Here is an 18,342-nt window from a genome sequence, read left to right on the forward strand (position 1 = left end):
ACAAAAGGAGAGTTTTAATGTACAAATTAATAGCCCTTGATATGGACGGAACTTTATTTAATTCTGAAAAACAAATCACTGCTAGAACAAAAGAAACTATCGCTCAAGCTAGAGCTTTAGGTGTAAAAATTGTCCTTGCTTCCGGTAGACCACTTGATGGACTTCAACCACCACTTCAAGAATTAGATTTAATTCATGAAGATGAATATGTATTGAGTTTTAATGGTGCTTTAATCGTAAATACCAAAACTCGTGAAATCGTATCAAAATGTGTTTTAAAAGGCTCAGATTATAAAGATTTATTCAAACTATCCCAAGAGTTAGGAGTACATTGTCAAGCATTCTCCACTAGACAAGGATTAATAACTAATGAAACTAGCCAATATACAGAACATGAAGCTAGTATCAACAAAATCGATATCAATATCATCAATCCTTTAACAGATATCACAGATGAAGAGGATATCATCAAGGTTATGTTCATTGACCCACCAGAAATCTTAGATGAAGCTATCGCTAAAATACCTGATTGGGTAAAAGAACGCTATAATGTATTTAAAAGTGCTCCATTCTTTTTTGAAATCACCAATAAAGGTGTAGATAAAGGTATAAGTTTATTACAACTTGCCGATTATTTGAATATCAAACAATCTGAAACTATGGCATGCGGTGACCAAGGCAATGATTATACCATGATCAAAGCCGCTGGTCTTGGCGTTGCTATGGAAAATGGCATTGATAAAGTAAAAGCTATCGCCAATTATGTAACTGATACAAATGATAATGACGGTGTAGCAAAAGCCATTGAAAAGTTTGTTTTAAACAAATAAAATTCTCTAAAATAAATGACCCTCAACAGTTGAAAAACTCAGCTATTGGGGGTCATTGTATCTTTAATTTAAATTCATGCTTAAGAGCGACTAGTCAAAATATCATCATGTGCTCTAGCATATTCTACTATCTGAATAAAACGCATACCGCCTATGGAGTCACGGCTAACAGTTATCCAAGTCAAATACAGTGGAGTATCAGTCCAACGGAATTTATCCTTTTTCGTATAAAAAGATTCATCGCCAAAACAAATAGAAGTCTGCTCTATATTCAATTTACATTTAGTGATTGTATAATAATTAAATTCTGTAGACATTGATATATTGTTTGTTTTCTTTTCCTGATAAATGATGATATTCTTATTAATAGAACCATCTTCATTTCTATCATATTTAATACTATTTAAATCAAGTGCATAACTATAATCTTCTGCTGGACCAATGTCCAAAGTTTGCCAATTATATACTTGTGCATTTTTATCATCACTTTGGGCAAATGCTACACAAGTATTCACAATCAATAACATCATCAATAAATAAATTGTTTTCATTACCTTATTCATTCAAATCACAACCTTTTATATAAATTTATCACATAAGAAAAGAGGGTTTTTATGGCACCAAAATCAACATGGGAAACATTCGCCTTTGTCAGTGGTATTGGCTTTCATTTCGTCATCACCATTGGCGTTTGCATTTTTTTAGGGCAAAAGGCTGATATATATTTTCAGACTTCACCTATATTCACTTTAACTGGCATCATCTTAGGTGTAATCACTGCCATTTACACCGCTTACAAAAAAATCAAAGATGTCAATAAAGCATAAGGAGTATCTATGATAAAATATATCGTTAAATCAAATGTCAAAGAACAATTAGCAAAAGATTATTTAAAACGACATGAAGGGATTTCTTCTACTTTATGGAAAAAAATCAAACGACAAGATGAATTCTTCGTAAATGGTCAAAAAGTTCGTGCTACACAAGTGATAGTAAAACCAAATGACATCATTGAATACAATCTTCCTGTAACCTCTAAAGTAGAACCGGTAAAAATCCCACTAAATATAATTTTTGAAGATGACTATTTCTTAATCGTGGATAAAATAGCTGGTATGCTCACTCATCCATTGACATTTGAAAATACTCAAACATTGGCTAATGGCGTGATGTATCACTTTGCTAAAACTAATCAAAATATAGGCTGTCATCCACTTTATCGCCTCGATAGAAATACTTCCGGCTTAGTCGTCTTTGCCAAAATGCCACAATTACAACATCAATTGGCCAATAACCATCAAAAATTTCAAAGATATTACTATGCATTAGTTCATGGAAAACTCTCACAAAAACAAGGGCAGATAAATGCACCTATTGGCAGAAAAAAAGATAGTATCATTCTGCATGAAGTCAATGATGCAGGTAAACATGCCATCACCAATTATCGCGTAATCAAAGAATTTGAAAATTATTCTTTAATTGAACTATGGCTAGAAACAGGGCGAACACATCAAATACGTGTGCATATGTCTTATCTTGGTCATCCATTATTAGGAGATGACCTCTATGGTGGCAAATTAGATTTAATCACTCGCCATGCCCTTCATGCCTATAAATTAAAATTTACTCATCCTTTTACCCATGAAGAAATTTATCTCTCCAGTCCCCTGCCAGATGATATGGCAAAATTAATCATAGATTAGGGATTTGCCAATCTATAGGTTTTTCACCCACAGATTCTAAAAAGGAATTTACCTTAGAAAATGGTCTACTGCCAAAAAATCCGTTAAACGCAGATAATGGACTTGGATGAGCAGACTCTACAATGAAATGTCTAGGATTTGTAATCATCTTTTTCTTTTTACGAGCAGGTGCTCCCCACAAAATGAAAGCTATCGGTTTTTCACGTTCATTTAAAATTTCAATAATTCTATCTGTGAATTTTTCCCAACCCATATTGCGATGAGAATTTGCCTGATGTGCTCTCACTGTAAGTACAGTGTTCAGTAATAATACACCTTGCTGTGTCCATGGCTTTAAACAACCATTATTCGGTATTTCACAGCCTAAATCGTCTTTTAACTCTTTAAAGATATTTACAAGTGAAGGTGGTGCTTTCACTCCTGGTTTTACCGAAAAACTAAGTCCATGAGCTTGACCATCGCCATGATAAGGATCTTGACCTAAAATAACAACTTTTGTATCATGATAACTTGTATAATGAAGAGCATTAAAAATATCGTACATGTCTGGGAATATCTGTCTTGATCTATATTCATCTACCAAAAATTTACGAAGTTCTAAATAATATGGTTTTTTCAATTCCGGATTTAAAAATTCGGCCCAATCATTATGAAAAATCTCCATAACTAACACCTCTTTCATATTTAAATATTATTATTTTTATTATACCAAAATATTAACAGTAGGAAAAACAACGGAGGCACTCAATGAATAATCATTTAAAAGGCATTTTAATGGTATTATCGGCTACTGCTATGTGGGGGCTTGTTGGTATTTTAGTTCAATATTTAATAAATAGTGAACAATTCACACCTGAATGGCTTGTAAATACACGCTTACTAGCTAGCGGTATAATTCTTCTAATTATCACTTACTTTTTTTATGAACGAAATATCTTTCAAGTATTGAAAACAGATTTTTTCTCGCTAATGATATTAGGCATAGTCGGTCTTTTAGGCTCTCAATATGGTTTTTATGTCTGCATAAATCACAGCAATGCTCCTACAGCTACAATTTTAGTTTTTCTTTTACCTGTATTTATCATGCTCTACACTTTATTAGTAAAACATAAACGACCTTCAGGTCTTGAACTTATTTCTATCTTATTTGCTATAATTGGCACTTCATTAATCGTGACTAAAGGAGATTTCTCTTCAATCATTCTCTCTCCTATCGCCCTTATAGCGGGCATTACTTCTGCTCTTTGTTGTGTAGTTTATACACTTCAACCTCGCAAGGTGTTATCTAAATACTCCGCCACCAATGTAATGGGCTGGAGCATGCTTTTTGGTGGCATATTTATTTCTTGTTTTAATAATCCACTATCTATCCCCGGAGAAATAAATTTATATACATTAAGTGCCATTTTAAGCATGATTTTATTTGGCACTGTATTAGCATTTTGCTTTTACCTAAAAAGCCTTGATTACTTGAGTCCAACTGAAGCCAGTATCTTAACTGTGGGCGAACCACTTTGTTCTATTATTCTCTCTTTAATCTTCTTAAATGTTACTTTCTCCTCTATCGAACTTATAGGAGCAGTATTGATTTTAAGTACAGTATTTATCTTAGCTAAAGCAAAATAAGAGGCTAATTTTAGCCTCTTATTTTTATTTTCATCTATATTTTTCTGTTTTTATGCCCCAAAATAAATAAATAGTATGTATTATCCAAACTGTAAGCATTACATATTTTATCCAGAAAAAATCCATCGGCATAAAATAATATCCTATGCTCATTATAGCTGTTACCATAAAAAACACTTTGAATTTTGCCTTTATGCTCATTGTTCGCTTTTGCACAAAATCTGCCAAATGTTTTTTATATAAATCAGTTTGCCTAAACCATTGATGTAATCTCTGTGAACCTTTAGAAAAACAATATAGCGTTAACAAATAAAAAGGCACTGTTGGTAATAATGGCAATACGATTCCAATAGTTCCCAATATAAAGCTTATAAAACCTAAGCTTATCCAAAAATATCGTATCAGAATTTTATTTGATAATTCCACTTTGCACCTCATCAAAGAAATGATAACAATTTTCAATAAAATTATATCATAATATATTGGTATTATCTTCTATTATTTAGTGATTATCCTTCAATTGTTTTTCTATTATCGTATTTAAAATAAATCATACTCGCTACAGTAGCTATTACAGCTATAATACCTTCAAGATAAAAAGCTATATTTAGATTATATATTTCCGCGATATTGCCAGCTATCATTGGGACTATCGTCATTCCCACTGCATAAATAGCCTGATAATATCCCATAGCTGTAGAACGTTTTTCTATAGGGACATTTTTCATTGCTTCTGAAGTGCAAAAAGAAAAAACAATCCCTGTAGACAATCCCGCTAATATTTGAATTGCAATCAATAAATTAGGTGAGAAAATATTGGGTACAGCAAAACAATATATAGCTAAAACGAATAAAATAAAAGGTATCCAAAGTGATGAACCCAATCGTCTAGCAAAATTACTTGCTGAAAAATAAGAAGCCAGTACTGCTACAATAATATATACGATGGATAATAGACCAATTTGAAATGCACTCGCATTTATTTCATGAGCAATCTGCGTTGTAAAACTCATACAAGTAGCCATTAAGATACCTTGTTGAACTAATGCCAATATAGAAAAAAAAATCAATCTTTTATCTGCATAAACTTTTATTAAATCTGATGTTTTCGGCACTATTTTTCCTGTCTTTATCTTTTGCTCTTTAATGCCAAAAGATAATAATATCGCTGGCACACCACTACAGATACTCAATAGACATAAAAAATTCATACCTAAATGATTATAGCTCAAGGTACTTAAAACAAAACCACCTAAAACGCCTATATTATTAGCAGCCATGATAAGGCCCATTGCTCGCTGTAGATTTTCACAAGTGAAATAACTAGCATATAAGACCATGAAAGAAATCCACATAGCTGAAGCGAAACCAGATAATATATTTCCCACTAAAAAACCTGTTTGCGGTTCTAAAATAATGCGAAATACAGAAGCTAGTGCTGAAGCTGTAACTCCTAAGATGATAAATAATTTATGACGACCATTTTTATCTGCCATGATGCCAATGGGCATTCTCAACACCATCTGTGAAAAACCATATATACCTATGATTATGCCAATCATACTAGAAGAAACCTGCATAGTTGATAAATATGGTGTTTGAAAAGGCACATATACATATTGAGCAAACCAAAATAGTACAACTATTATCAACAACAAATTTTTCTGGTAATTTAAACTACTTTTATCCATAAAAAATATTTTGCTCCTTTCATCTTATATTAAATCCTTAAAATAAAAATCGCCTTAGACTAAGGCGATTTTTTTATTTATAAATTATACATATGATTTAAAGGGCCACTGCCTTTTCCTAAATCTAAATTAGCTTTTAACGCTCCTGTTATATAATCCTTAGCATTTTTAATACTTGTAACTAAATCATGACCAGCAGCTAAATTAGAAGCAATCGCTGATGATAAAGTACAGCCTGTGCCATGAGTATTTGAATTGTCTATGCGTTTACCTTCAAACCAATGGATTTCTCCATGGTCCCAAAGCAAATCATCTGCTGTATCTTCCAAATGACCACCTTTAATCAAAATAGCTGTTGGTATCTTTTGGGAAATAGTCTGTGCTGCCTTTATGCAATCTTCTTTTGTCTTGATAGCAAAGCCACATAAAACTTCTGCTTCTGCTAGATTTGGTGTAATCACTGTAGCTAATGGCAATAATTTTTCAATCAGAGTATTTGCCGCATCTTCTTCCATCAAACGACTACCAGCCGTAGAAACCATTACTGGATCAGCAACGATATTTTTAGCTTTGTATTCCACTAATTTATGTGCAATCATCTCAATGATTTCTTTATTTGCTACCATGCCGATTTTAACTGCATCAGGATAAATATCTTGAAAAATACAATCCAATTGTCTGCCGACAAAGTCAGCCCCTGCATCCAAAATACCATAAACACCAGTTGTATTTTGAGCTGTAAGTGCTGTGATTGCACTCATTGCATACATTTTATGAGCAGTAATTGTTTTTATATCCGCTTGAATACCTGCTCCACCACTGCAATCAGAGCCTGCTATTGTCAAAACTTTTTTCATTTCATTCATCTCTATCATCTCTTTTCATATTTAGCCATAGCTTCTAACTGTTCACCAGTCATATTATAAATAGCATCAATTAAATAATTTCTAAAGCTAGCATTGCCATCTAATTCACCCATGCGTTTTTGAGCGATTTCTCCTGCTACACCCATAGCACAAAAAGCTGCTACAGTAGCCAACAATTTATTATCTTTATTTGCTGCTAAATAAGCTGTAGTAAATGCTGATAACATACAACCACTACCTGTGATTTTACTCATGATTTTATGACCATTGTAAATCACATAAGCATCTTTACTATCAGCTACAATATCAATAACACCACTAATAGCGATAATCGTATTCATATTTTTAGCTAATTGTTTAGCGAATTTTACATACTCAGCTAAATTTTCTTCAGTAATGCTATCTCTTATATCAGCATCGACACCACGAGTTGAACCACTACCATTTGCTAGAGTTTTTATCTCAGAAATATTACCGCGAATTACATCGAATTTTATATTTTTTACTAATTCAACAGCAGTACGAGTGCGAAGTTCTGACGCCCCTACACCTACAGGGTCTAATAAAACTGCATGATTTAATCTATTAGCTGTCCAACCTGCTTTATGCATAGAATTAATTGTTCTTGAATTCAACGTACCAATATTTATATTTAAACCATTACAAATACTTGTAATCTCTTCTACTTCATTGATATCATCAGCCATAATAGGCGATGCTCCACAAGCTAATAAAATATTTGCACAATCATTTACAGTAACATAATTAGTAATATTATGTATTAATGGAGAAATTTTACGCACATTCTCTAAACATTCTCTCAACAAAATAATCAGCCTCCTTTTTATTATTTTCATTCTACAATATTCACAAAATGCCTGCAATGATAAAAGCTTTTTGTTTAACTTGACTCCATCAAAATTAACTTAATTTACAGATTTAGCTTTTACTAAATTTAAATTAAGTATTAATATTGCCGAAATAATACAAATCATACCCAATATCTTTGTTAAATCAAATACTTCCTGAAAAAATATCAATCCCACTATAGCTGATACAATAGGTTCAATCGTAGCTAATATTGAAGCTTTTCCTGCCTCTAATTTTTTTAGCCCTGTAGTATAGAGTAAAAAAGGCATTACCGTACAAAAAATAACTAATCCTACAATTGCTATAACAGCCTTTAACTGCCAAAGATTATCTAAATGATTTATCACTCCTGATAAAGGAATACTGCCAATGGATGCTACGATAAAAGTATATGTGATAATAGTAATAGCTTCATACTTATCTATTATCATCTTACTAAAAATACTGTACAGAGCATAACCAAAACCTGCTCCTAAACCTAATAATATAGCTTTACCACTCAAAATCACTTCTTGAGAAAACGCCCCTGTGATAAAACACAATCCTATTATAGTTATAAACAAAGCTAATATTTTTTGTTTATTAAATTTTTCATGAAAAAAGAAAAAGGACATTATCATCACAAATATAGGTGCCATATACAATAAAAGTGCAGGAACTGCCACACCACCAATGACTTCAATGGCTTCAAAATAACAATAATTAAAAAAGATAATACTAAAAATACCCGTACCAATAAAATAAATTATATCCTTAAATTCAATTTTTAATTTACTTCTATCAAATATGCTTAAATAAATAATTAAGCATATTGCTGAAAAAAATACTCTTATTGCCACACATTGCAAAGAATTGAAACCTACTTCTTTTAATAAACTGATAAAAATTGCTATAATTCCCCACAAAACACCTGCACTAGCAATGCAAATAACACTATTCACTACACTAACTCCTTTTCAAATCTTAAATTTTTCCATTTTATTATTTTAACTAAATTATTACACAATAATCAAATTGACATAATGCTTACACTTGCTTAAAATTAACATAACAAGTTAAGAATTGTGGTGATTATATGTATCAAGAAGAGCGTCTATACCAAATTATGAATTTATTACGCAAGAAAAAAAGTCTATCTAAACAAGAAATCATGTCTACATTCAATATATCTCGAGATACAGCTAGACGTGATATTATCTGTTTAGTAGAACAAAAAGTGGCTTTACGCACGCATGGAGGTATTACACTTCCAACAGTTCAACTTCGCCAAAGTTTTCAAGAAAGATCAACCTTAAAAAACTCTACTAAAGATTTATTAGGCAAAATAGCTTCAACATATATCAAAAAAAATGCTATTTGTTATTTAGATACATCAACAACCGTACAATATATGTGTAAATATATTAAAGAAAAAGCTACTATTTACAGTAATTCCATTGATATAATAGAACAATTAAAAGATAATGCTACTTTAGATTTACATCTATTAGGTGGCAAACTCAATCCAGTAAATCGTTATTTTTTTGGTAGTGAAACTTTAACTATACTTGATAATATCCGTTTTGATATCGCCTTTTTAGGAGCCGCTAGCATCAATGAAGATGGCTTCTATACCTTTGAAAATGAAGATGCTGCTATCAAACATTTAATTGCCAAAAATTCCGCACTTGTCTGCGTTCTTGCAGATTCGGGAAAATTTCTCTTACAACCTGCTTATAAATTTGGTAAATTAAGCGATGTAGATATCGTATTGACTACAAAAATGCCCCCAAAAGCCATTGTCACAGCATTAGCCAAAGCCAATTGCTCACTATTTTGGGATTTCAATGACAAAGTTAAAGGAGAAAATATTTTATGAGCATAAAATTAATAGCCTTAGATATGGATGGTACTTTACTTAATCGACAAAAACTTGTTTCTGAGAAAAATGCCTCAGCTATAAAAAGAGCTATGGATAACGGTATTTATGTAACTATCGCTACAGGTCGTATGCCAGCGTCTGCTGCTTATTTTGCTAAACAATTAAATATGAATTGCCCTGTAGTATCTTGTAATGGCGGTGTTGTTAAAGATTTAAATACAGGAAAAAGCATCTATGAAGCTCACTTTCCTAAAGATACAATAACAAAATTAATTTCCATATGTTATCAAAAAAATTGGTATATTCGTTGGTATATTGGTGATACTATTTATGTTCGCTATGTAGATATGGATATGTTCCCTGCTTATAAAACCACAAAAGGATTAAATATAGTAGAAGTTGGCGATGAATTTGAGAAATATACAGAAAATGTTACTCAATTAGTCGTTTGTGATTTAAATGGAAATATCCAAAAAATACAAGATGAATTAGCAAATATATTTAAAGATAAAATCGGTTTACAGCAAAATACTGGATATACTATGGATATAACACCACCTAATATCAATAAAGCTGTAGGCTTAAGTAAATTAGCTCAGTATCTGCAAATAGATAAAAGTGAAATCATGGCCTGTGGTGATGGTGATAATGATTTAGCTATGATTGAGTATGCCGGTCTTGGTGTTGCCATGGGAAATGCTATTGATGATGTAAAAAATATAGCTCAATTTATCACCAAAGATTGCGATGAAAATGGTATAGCGTACGTTATTGATAAGTTTATATAATAAAAAAGCTTGGCGATAGCCAAGCTTTTTTTTATTTTTCTAATCCATATTTTTTAATATAACGATATAAAGTAACACGGCTTACACTCAAAAGATTAGATAAACGGCTTACGTTTCCGCCAGCTGCTTTCCATGCTTTGAGGAATATTTCTTTATCTGTTTTCCATTTATTATCTGGTTTTACGCTACCCATTAAATTAATATCTGTAGGATAGATTTCATGTCCACTTGTATTGAAGAATGAATATTCTAATACGCTTTGTAATTGTTTGATATTTCCTGGCCAATCGTAATTTTTCAATACTTCTAAGGACTCAGGTAATAATACTTTTGGTTCCATTTGATGCTGTTTAGACAATTCTTCAATGATATTCACAGATAACATCGGTATATCATCTCTACGAGAGCGAAGTGATGGTACACGTATAATACTGCGAGAAATTATATTAAATAATTTTTCATCAAACTGTCCTTTTTCTGTTAAACGTCTTAAATTTGCATCACTTGCTGCAATAATACGTACATCAATGCTGCGTTCTAAACTTTCACCAATACGATGAGTTTTCTTTTCAGATAAAGCTTTTGCTAACATTCTAGCAATAGAACTTGGCAATTTTTCAATTTCATCGATAAATAAAGTACCTTTACTTGCTAATTCTAATTTACCTGGATGACTTACATCAGAATCAGTAGCCGCACCAAAAATATCTTGTTCCAATAATTCTGGTGTAGAATCTGCACAATTTATAGAAATCAATGGCCCTGCCATACGCATACTAGCCATATGAATACCATGAGCTAAACGCTGTTTACCAATGCCCGCTTCACCTTGTAATAAAATATGATTTTTATTGCGAGCTACACGATAAGCACGTTCCTTCATTTGTACAAAAGCCTTACTTTCTCCTACCATAGAAGATAAACTATATTTTGCTGTATAACCAGAAGCATGTGCTACTAATGTACGTAAATCTTCAATCGGCATAGATACTGTAACTACACTTTGTACATTTTCATCATCATCTGAATTTTTTAAAGGAACTACAGTAGTGATATCTTCATATGTTTTATTATTTGTAATCCATGTAGTCTCGCGATTATAACAAGAAATACCCTGGAAACCATCATAAATAGGTGTATGTTTATAATTCAATACAATATCTTTCAAATGAGCCGTTTCTTTATTTTCATCTATCGCATTAATTGCAGATAAACGCTCTTCACCCATGCGATTTGCATAAACGATTTTATCTTCAGCCATGACATGATATACAGCAAATGGTGCTGCATCTAAAATAGCTTTTTGAGCTTTGATATTCAATGATTGTCTGATATTTAATTCTAAAGCTGTTTTTAAAGTAAATAACAATGCTAAAACTACATCTTGAGGAATTTTCTCATATTCCATTACAGTTAAAGATACGATATATGTCAATTCGCCATTAACCATAATTGGAACAGCACCACTATTCATTTCATGCAATTCTTCAAGCCAAAGTTCTGGTCCAAACACCCAAAATGGAACTTTATGTTCTTTTACAATATTACAACTTAGTGTACCTACATTTTTCGTAGTTAAAGATACTCCTTCCAATCTATCAATGAGTCTTGATGTTGGATTAGCATATTTTTTTAGTACAGTACACTCTGAATCCATTATCGTTAAACATAAATTATACTCATGCAAAAAGTCTATAATACTATCAATAAAATGATCTAAATACTCAATAGCATCGCTATGTTTGCTTTGTAATTGAGCTAATTCATATGCTGTTAATCTTGCATTTGATGGTATTTTTTTGGGATTTACTTGATACTGTTTTGACAATTCCCATGATTCTTTTATCCATGGATGTACATTAGGGTCTGTGATGCCCTTATTCGTAAAAAGTTTATAATAATTTATTAATTTTTCTCGATTACGATGTTCTCTAATCATGCTGTTTATAAACCTCTATTCTGTAAAGTTTGTCGCCTAAAATCTTTAAGATACTAACTATTTTAGCAAGTGTGTAACAAACTATCAATTATTTTCTAAAAAAATAATTACATTTGTACAAAAAAAGTTGTTTAATTGTTAACTTGTTACTAAAAATTATATTTGCTATACTTTATTCATAAATTAAAATTAAGGATGGTTTTTTCTATGGCTAGAATGAGTAAACGCATTAGCAACAAAATTACAAAAACAAAAGAGCAACAAAATGCACCTAAAGAACAAAAAAAATATGGTAAAGATATTTGGTTAATTATATTAATTGTCATTAACTTTTTATTATTAGTAACTTCATGGCAAAGTTTAATTTTAGTCCCAACAAGTTTTGCAACATATATTGTTTTAGAAATTGCTTTACTCCTCATGTATGCTAATCGTCATGCAAAAGTATCTGAAAACGTTAGACAATGGCTGTATAGAGCACAAATTTTCTTTATGGGTATTATCTTACTTTTATTCTTATACACTGTAATCGGTTATATATTTAATTGAGAAATTTAATAAAAGAAGGCTAGTTAGAATATCTAACTAGCCTTCTTTTATTAAATCTAATGCACAATAATAAAAAATTAATAATTATTAGCTTTAATTTCAAAAAATGCTTTTGGATGAGCACATACTGGGCAAATTTCTGGTGCTTCTGTACCTTCATATACATGACCGCAATTTGAACACATCCAAATCATTTTTTCATTGCGTTTGAAAACTTTATCTTCTTGAATATTTGCTAATAATAAATTGTAACGAGTATCATGTTCTTGTTCAATTTTAGCAACCATTTCAAAAAGATTAGCAATATGAGTAAAACCTTCTTCACGTGCTACTTTAGCAAATTCTGGATACATAGAAGTCCATTCTTCATGTTCACCGGCAGCTGCTGCCTTCAAATTTTCTTCAGTAGTACCAATTTTATCTACTAATTTAAACCAAATTTTAGCATGTTCTTTTTCATTAGCAGCTGTTTCTTCAAAGATTTTTGCTATCTGAACATATCCATCTTTTTTGGCTTTAGATGCAAAAAAAGTATATTTATTGCGAGCTTGAGACTCACCTGCAAATGCTGTCCATAAATTTTGCTCTGTTTTACTTCCTTTTAAATCCATAGTATACACTCTCCTTCATGAATAAAATCAAAAAAACAATAAACCGAACTAATAAATAATTATTATTAATTAATATTATATACTATTTTTCTTGATAGTCAAGATATTTTCATATTTTTTACGCAAAATTTATTTTAGAAGATATAAAGATATATTGTATACATTTACACTTTTACACTTTTTTGTTATATAATAGATTTCATAATTGATATTGAATGTAGCAAATAATGAATTTATTGCTATTAATATTTATGTCAAAATTATGTATATATTTGAGAGTTTGGGAGTGTAGCTTTGAAAAATATTATTTACTTGAAAACACAACGTTGCAAAGGCTGCGGTATTTGCGTAGCTTTTTGTCCGAAAAAAGTTTTACAATTAGATGTATTAAATCATTGTCAGATTGTCAATGCTGATGCTTGTATAGGTTGTGGACAATGTGAATTGCGTTGCCCAGATTATGCTATTTTTGTAGATAAGGAGGAAGCCTAATGATTAAATTAATGCAAGGCAATGAAGCATGCAGTTATGGTGCTTTAGCTGCTGGTGTTCGCTTTTTTGCAGGTTATCCAATTACACCATCTACAGAAATTGCTGAAACAATGGCTAAATTATTGCCTAAAATGGGCGGGAAATTCGTTCAAATGGAAGATGAAATTGCTAGTATGGGTGCAGTTTTAGGTGCCTCTCTTGCTGGTGATAAAGTACTGACAGCAACTTCTGGTCCTGGTTTTTCTTTAAAACAAGAATTAATCGGTTATGCTTGTGCTGCTGAAATTCCAGTAGTCATCGCCAATGTACAGCGTGTTGGTCCATCTACTGGCCAACCAACATCTCCAGCACAGGGAGATATCATGCAAGCTCGTTGGGGAACACATGGCGATCATTCTATTATCGCTCTTTCTCCATGGAGTGTGCGTGAAACTTTTGATGTTACTGTTATGGCAGTAAATTATGCCGAACGCTTCCGTACACCAGTCATTTTATTGATGGATGAAATTGTAGGTCATTTACGTGAAAATATAGATGTTCCTGAAAAAGACGATATCGAAATTTATCCACGTCGCCAGCCAAAGATGGCACCATCACCAGAATATAAAGCATATGCTCCTGACACTGATTTAGTGCCGAATATTGCTGATTTTGGTAAAGGATATCACATCCATGTAACTGGTCTTATTCATGATGAAACAGGCTTCCCATCAGGTAGCCCAATCGTTACAAAAGAAGCTATCGATAGATTGCATAAGAAAATAGATATCGCTCGTGATGAAATTTGTCATTATGAAGCATATAATATGGAAGATGCAGAGTATGCAATTGTAAGCTATGGTGGTACAGCTCGTACAGCGTATGAAGCTATGCTTGAAGCTCGCAAAAAAGGTTATAAAGTCGGCATGGTACGCCTTATAACAATTTGGCCATTTGCCGATAAAGTCATTGCTGATTTAGCAGATAAAGTTAATGCCATTTTAGTCCCAGAACTTAACTATGGACAGCTTGTACATGAAGTACAGCGTGCAAGTGAAGGCAAATGCAAAGTAGAATTTTTAGGCAAATACGATACACAGATTTTCACTCCGGCTGAAATTGAAACAGCTATTATTAAAATGTGCGAAGGAGGCAATAATTAATGAAACCTAGAGTTTATGAACAATATTTCCGTCAGAACCGCCTTCCGCATTTATGGTGCCCTGGTTGCGGTAATGGTATTGTAATGAAAGCAATTGTAGAAGCTATCGTCAAGAAAAATCTAGATCCAGATAAGACAATTATCGTATCCGGTATTGGTTGCTCTTCACGTGCATCTGGTTATATGGATTTTGATACACTTCATACAGCTCATGGTAGAGCTATTCCATTTGCTACAGGTATAAAACTCGCTAGACCAGAGCTCAATGTAATTGTAATCACAGGTGATGGCGATTGCATGGCTATCGGTGGCAATCATTTTATTCATGGTGCAAGACGTAATGTCGATTTAACTGTCGTATTATTTAACAACAATATTTATGGTATGACAGGTGGTCAGGCATCACCTACTACTCCGCTTGATAAAAAAGCGACAACTGCTCCATATGGTTGCGTTGATAATCCATTTGACCCATGCAATTTGGCAGCAGCAGCAGGTGCTACATATGTGGCAAGAAGCACAGCTTATCATGTACCACATTTGATCAATATGATAGCTGGCGGTATTGAAAATAAAGGCTTCTCCTTGATTGAAGCAATTGTACAATGTCCAACAGCTTTCGGTCGTAAAAATAAAATGGCAGATCCCGCACAGATGATGATGTGGATGCGTGATAATGCCGTTATGAAACCAGCTTTTGATAAATTAGCTGATGATAAAAAAGTAGATAAATTCCCTATTGGTCTATTACATCAACATCAATCTATTGATTATGACCATGCCTATGATAAAGTTATCGAAATAGCTGGAGGTGTTGAAAAATGATGAAACAACTCCGTTTATCCGGTTCTGGCGGTCAGGGGGTCATCACAGCAGCTATTATCTTTGCTGAAGCCGCTGTAAGTGAAGGCAAACAAGCTGTTCAATCTCAATCTTATGGACCAGAAGCACGTGGTGGTGCTTCTAAAGCGGAAGTAATTATTTCTGATAATCCGATTTATCATCCTAAAGTTATAAATCCAGATATTGTACTTGCCATGACACAAAAAGCAGCTGATAAATATTATAGTGATTTAGATAAAGACAATGGTTTATTAATCGTTGATGAAGACCTTGTACCAAATGTACCAGATTTTCCTCATATTATTAAAGTGCCAATCACTAAAATGGCTTCAGAAAAACTCGGCAAATTGTTATTTGCCAATATAGTTGCACTTGGTATCATGGTGAAACTCTCTGGCATCGTTTCGCTTGAAACAGTAAAACAATCTGTGGCACATCGCGTACCACCACATACAGTTGATAAAAATATGCAGGCATTAGAACTCGGTTATAATGCTGTTTAAAATAAAAACTCCCTTTAATAAAAGGGAGTTTTTATTTTAAACAAATTATTTTTAATTATGCTTTTGAGATAGCTTCTTTCATAGATTTTACATAATCAACTAAATATGGTGTAGCCTCTTTGCCATATTTATCAATAATACGGATAACAGCACTGCCTACAATAGCACCATCAGCGATTTTAGCCATATCATATGCTTGCTGTGGTGTTGATATACCAAAACCTACAGCTACTGGTTTATCTGTATATTTGCGAACAGTATTTACTATACTTTGTATATCTGTTTTTATCTCTTTTCTAACACCTGTTACACCTAAAGAGGATACACAATAGATAAAGCCCTGTGCTTCACTAGCTATCATACCTATGCGATTTTCTGAAGTAGGTGCTATCAAAGATATTACTTCTACATCATTTTCATTAGCTTGGGCTAAGATTTCATCTTTTTCTTCAAAAGGTAAATCAGCCACGATAACACCACTGATATTGCATTGTTTACATCTAGCAAAAAATTTGTCTTTGCCATAAACGAATATAGGATTTATATAAGTCATAAATACAAGCGGAATATTCACTTTTCCCTTTAATTTTTCAGCCATATCAAAAATATCATTTGTCGTCATATTGCCACTTAAAGCCACTTTACTAGCCGCTTGAATAACTGTCCCTTCTGCCACTGGATCAGAAAAAGGTATCCCTATTTCTATCAAATCAGCTCCAGCTTCTGCCATTTTTATAATAAATTTTTCTGTAGCTTCTAAATTTGGATAACCTGCCAATACAAAGGGAATAAATGCTTTCTTATTTTTAAATGCTTCTTCTATTTTAATCATTGATTTTCACTCCTCTATATCTCGCCATAGCTGCTACATCTTTATCTCCTCTACCAGATAAACAAACAATGATGATTTCATCTTTTTTCATCTTCGGTGCAATTTTCATCACTTGTGCTATAGCATGAGCACTTTCAATAGCTGGGATAATTCCTTCTGTTCTTGATAAATATTCAAACGCATCGACTGCTTCATCATCTGTAATCGCTACATATTCGGCTCTACCGCTATCATGTAAATAGGCATGTTCTGGCCCAATACCCGGATAATCTAAACCTGCTGAAATGGAATATACAGGAGCAATCTGACCATATTTATCCTGACAAAAATAAGATTTCATGCCATGAAAAATACCTTCTGTGCCTTTAGCGATAGTAGCTGCATGTTCTTCTGTATCAAGACCTTTTCCAGCTGCTTCACAACCAATCAATCGCACTTGTTTATCAGGAATAAAATTATAAAACATACCCATAGCATTGCTACCGCCACCAACACAAGCCATGACTACATCTGGCAATCTATTTTCCACATCTAATATCTGCTCACGAGCTTCTCTACTGATGATAGACTGAAAATCACGTACAATAGTTGGAAATGGATGTGGTCCCATGACAGAACCTAAAACATAATGTGTATCATCAATTCTTGAAGTCCATTCGCGTAAAGCTTCATTTACTGCATCTTTTAGTGTTCTCGTTCCTTTAGTAACACTATGTACTTTTGCTCCTAATAATTCCATGCGATATACATTTAATGCTTGTCGTTTCGTATCTTCTTCGCCCATGAAGATTTCACATTCCATATTCATAAGTGCTGCCACTGTTGCTGTAGCTACGCCATGTTGACCTGCACCTGTTTCTGCAATTACACGAGTTTTTCCCATGCGTTTTGCCAATAAAATCTGCCCCAAAACATTATTGATTTTATGAGAACCTGTATGATTTAAGTCTTCTCGTTTCAAATAAATCTTTGCTCCACCTAAATCATTTGTCATCTTTTCTGCAAAATATAAAAGTGATGGTCTACCTGTATATTTTCGCTGTAAATCTTCTAATTCTCTGACAAAATCAGGATCATCTTTATATTTTAAATACGCTTCTTCTAATTGATTTACTGCATTCATTAAAGTCTCTGGCATATATTGCCCGCCGTATTTACCAAAACGACCTTTTTTATTTATCTTATTCACGCTCATAT

General features: G+C 32.7%; 22 protein-coding genes. 11 read left to right on the forward strand and 11 right to left on the reverse strand.

Translation table 11 applies throughout. The features are described 5' to 3' along the window. The first annotated feature begins 17 nt into the window (after positions 1-17). Positions 18-830 carry a sugar-phosphatase gene (gene yidA, locus Q5I67_RS03000; RefSeq protein ID WP_296899636.1) on the forward strand — a complete coding sequence of 271 codons (813 nt, stop codon included), beginning with the start codon at positions 18-20 and terminating at the stop codon, positions 828-830. An 80-nt stretch (positions 831-910) separates the two neighbouring features. On the opposite strand, the gene Q5I67_RS03005 is transcribed toward yidA, so the two are convergent. Next, positions 911-1,393: a hypothetical protein gene (locus Q5I67_RS03005; RefSeq protein WP_302486315.1), complete on the reverse strand. Its 483-nt coding sequence runs from the start codon at positions 1,391-1,393 to the stop codon at positions 911-913. 51 nt (positions 1,394-1,444) lie between these two features. On the opposite strand from Q5I67_RS03005, the gene Q5I67_RS03010 reads away from it, so the two are divergent. Both Q5I67_RS03010 and Q5I67_RS03015 read left to right on the forward strand, forming a co-directional pair. After that, positions 1,445-1,657, forward strand: a complete 213-nt coding sequence (locus Q5I67_RS03010; protein WP_296899640.1) for an AtpZ/AtpI family protein — start codon at positions 1,445-1,447, stop codon at positions 1,655-1,657. A 9-nt stretch (positions 1,658-1,666) separates the two neighbouring features. After that, positions 1,667-2,533: an RluA family pseudouridine synthase gene (locus Q5I67_RS03015; protein WP_302486316.1), complete on the forward strand. Its 867-nt coding sequence runs from the start codon at positions 1,667-1,669 to the stop codon at positions 2,531-2,533. On the opposite strand, the gene Q5I67_RS03020 is transcribed toward Q5I67_RS03015, so the two are convergent. After that, the gene (locus tag Q5I67_RS03020) at positions 2,523-3,197 is read right to left on the reverse strand and encodes a uracil-DNA glycosylase (protein WP_302486317.1); all 675 of its coding nucleotides are present in this window, start codon (positions 3,195-3,197) and stop codon (positions 2,523-2,525) included. The two genes, Q5I67_RS03015 and Q5I67_RS03020, sit on opposite strands and share 11 nt — an antisense overlap. 83 nt (positions 3,198-3,280) lie before the next feature. On the opposite strand from Q5I67_RS03020, the gene Q5I67_RS03025 reads away from it, so the two are divergent. Then, the gene (locus tag Q5I67_RS03025; protein WP_302486318.1) at positions 3,281-4,159 is read left to right on the forward strand and encodes a DMT family transporter; all 879 of its coding nucleotides are present in this window, start codon (positions 3,281-3,283) and stop codon (positions 4,157-4,159) included. A gap of 30 nt (positions 4,160-4,189) precedes the next feature. On the opposite strand, the gene Q5I67_RS03030 is transcribed toward Q5I67_RS03025, so the two are convergent. From Q5I67_RS03030 to Q5I67_RS03050, 5 genes are all read right to left on the reverse strand, one after another. Continuing rightward, a complete protein-coding gene (locus Q5I67_RS03030) occupies positions 4,190-4,597 on the reverse strand; it encodes a YbaN family protein (protein WP_302486319.1) in 408 nt (135 codons plus the stop codon). Between the two features lie 71 nt (positions 4,598-4,668). Continuing rightward, the gene (locus tag Q5I67_RS03035; protein WP_302486320.1) at positions 4,669-5,850 is read right to left on the reverse strand and encodes an MFS transporter; all 1,182 of its coding nucleotides are present in this window, start codon (positions 5,848-5,850) and stop codon (positions 4,669-4,671) included. A 77-nt stretch (positions 5,851-5,927) separates the two neighbouring features. Further along, positions 5,928-6,716, reverse strand: coding sequence for a bifunctional hydroxymethylpyrimidine kinase/phosphomethylpyrimidine kinase (gene thiD / locus Q5I67_RS03040; RefSeq protein WP_302486321.1), 789 nt, complete (start codon positions 6,714-6,716; stop codon positions 5,928-5,930). Positions 6,717-6,721: 5 nt separating this feature from the next. Then, positions 6,722-7,543: a hydroxyethylthiazole kinase gene (gene thiM / locus Q5I67_RS03045; protein WP_302486322.1), complete on the reverse strand. Its 822-nt coding sequence runs from the start codon at positions 7,541-7,543 to the stop codon at positions 6,722-6,724. A gap of 99 nt (positions 7,544-7,642) precedes the next feature. Beyond that, positions 7,643-8,527: a DMT family transporter gene (locus tag Q5I67_RS03050; RefSeq protein ID WP_302486323.1), complete on the reverse strand. Its 885-nt coding sequence runs from the start codon at positions 8,525-8,527 to the stop codon at positions 7,643-7,645. Positions 8,528-8,661: 134 nt separating this feature from the next. On the opposite strand from Q5I67_RS03050, the gene Q5I67_RS03055 reads away from it, so the two are divergent. Both Q5I67_RS03055 and Q5I67_RS03060 read left to right on the forward strand, forming a co-directional pair. Continuing rightward, positions 8,662-9,444, forward strand: a complete 783-nt coding sequence (locus Q5I67_RS03055) for a DeoR/GlpR family DNA-binding transcription regulator (RefSeq protein ID WP_302486324.1) — start codon at positions 8,662-8,664, stop codon at positions 9,442-9,444. Beyond that, positions 9,441-10,235, forward strand: coding sequence for a Cof-type HAD-IIB family hydrolase (locus Q5I67_RS03060; protein WP_302486325.1), 795 nt, complete (start codon positions 9,441-9,443; stop codon positions 10,233-10,235). The genes Q5I67_RS03055 and Q5I67_RS03060 overlap by 4 nt, the downstream gene beginning before the upstream one ends. 31 nt (positions 10,236-10,266) lie before the next feature. On the opposite strand, the gene Q5I67_RS03065 is transcribed toward Q5I67_RS03060, so the two are convergent. Further along, a complete protein-coding gene (locus Q5I67_RS03065) occupies positions 10,267-12,174 on the reverse strand; it encodes a sigma 54-interacting transcriptional regulator (RefSeq protein WP_296896349.1) in 1,908 nt (635 codons plus the stop codon). Between the two features lie 207 nt (positions 12,175-12,381). Between Q5I67_RS03065 and Q5I67_RS03070 the strand changes: the two genes are divergently transcribed. Then, positions 12,382-12,723, forward strand: coding sequence for a hypothetical protein (locus Q5I67_RS03070; protein WP_296898992.1), 342 nt, complete (start codon positions 12,382-12,384; stop codon positions 12,721-12,723). A gap of 77 nt (positions 12,724-12,800) precedes the next feature. Here Q5I67_RS03070 and rbr read toward each other — a convergent pair whose 3' ends face one another. Then, complete coding sequence (gene rbr, locus Q5I67_RS03075) at positions 12,801-13,334, reverse strand: rubrerythrin (protein ID WP_296898994.1); 534 nt, start codon at positions 13,332-13,334, stop codon at positions 12,801-12,803. Positions 13,335-13,628: 294 nt separating this feature from the next. Between rbr and Q5I67_RS03080 the strand changes: the two genes are divergently transcribed. The 4 genes from Q5I67_RS03080 to Q5I67_RS03095 are packed head-to-tail and all read left to right on the forward strand — an operon-like array spanning position 13,629 to position 16,313. Then, complete coding sequence (locus Q5I67_RS03080) at positions 13,629-13,826, forward strand: 4Fe-4S binding protein (protein WP_027889099.1); 198 nt, start codon at positions 13,629-13,631, stop codon at positions 13,824-13,826. Next, a complete protein-coding gene (locus Q5I67_RS03085; RefSeq protein ID WP_302486326.1) occupies positions 13,826-14,968 on the forward strand; it encodes a 2-oxoacid:acceptor oxidoreductase subunit alpha in 1,143 nt (380 codons plus the stop codon). Before Q5I67_RS03080 ends, Q5I67_RS03085 begins: the two co-directional genes overlap by 1 nt. Next, the gene (locus Q5I67_RS03090; RefSeq protein ID WP_302486327.1) at positions 14,968-15,792 is read left to right on the forward strand and encodes a 2-oxoacid:ferredoxin oxidoreductase subunit beta; all 825 of its coding nucleotides are present in this window, start codon (positions 14,968-14,970) and stop codon (positions 15,790-15,792) included. The genes Q5I67_RS03085 and Q5I67_RS03090 overlap by 1 nt, the downstream gene beginning before the upstream one ends. Continuing rightward, the gene (locus tag Q5I67_RS03095) at positions 15,789-16,313 is read left to right on the forward strand and encodes a 2-oxoacid:acceptor oxidoreductase family protein (RefSeq protein ID WP_302486328.1); all 525 of its coding nucleotides are present in this window, start codon (positions 15,789-15,791) and stop codon (positions 16,311-16,313) included. The genes Q5I67_RS03090 and Q5I67_RS03095 overlap by 4 nt, the downstream gene beginning before the upstream one ends. Positions 16,314-16,368: 55 nt before the next feature. Here Q5I67_RS03095 and trpA read toward each other — a convergent pair whose 3' ends face one another. Together trpA and trpB are read right to left on the reverse strand one after the other, a co-directional pair. After that, positions 16,369-17,145 carry a tryptophan synthase subunit alpha gene (gene trpA / locus Q5I67_RS03100; RefSeq protein WP_302486329.1) on the reverse strand — a complete coding sequence of 259 codons (777 nt, stop codon included), beginning with the start codon at positions 17,143-17,145 and terminating at the stop codon, positions 16,369-16,371. Further along, positions 17,138-18,340, reverse strand: a complete 1,203-nt coding sequence (gene trpB / locus Q5I67_RS03105; RefSeq protein ID WP_302486330.1) for a tryptophan synthase subunit beta — start codon at positions 18,338-18,340, stop codon at positions 17,138-17,140. Before trpB ends, trpA begins: the two co-directional genes overlap by 8 nt. Positions 18,341-18,342: the final 2 nt, after the last annotated feature.

Source organism: uncultured Megamonas sp. (genome assembly GCF_958438645.1).
In the GTDB taxonomy this organism is placed as follows: domain Bacteria; phylum Bacillota; class Negativicutes; order Selenomonadales; family Selenomonadaceae; genus Megamonas.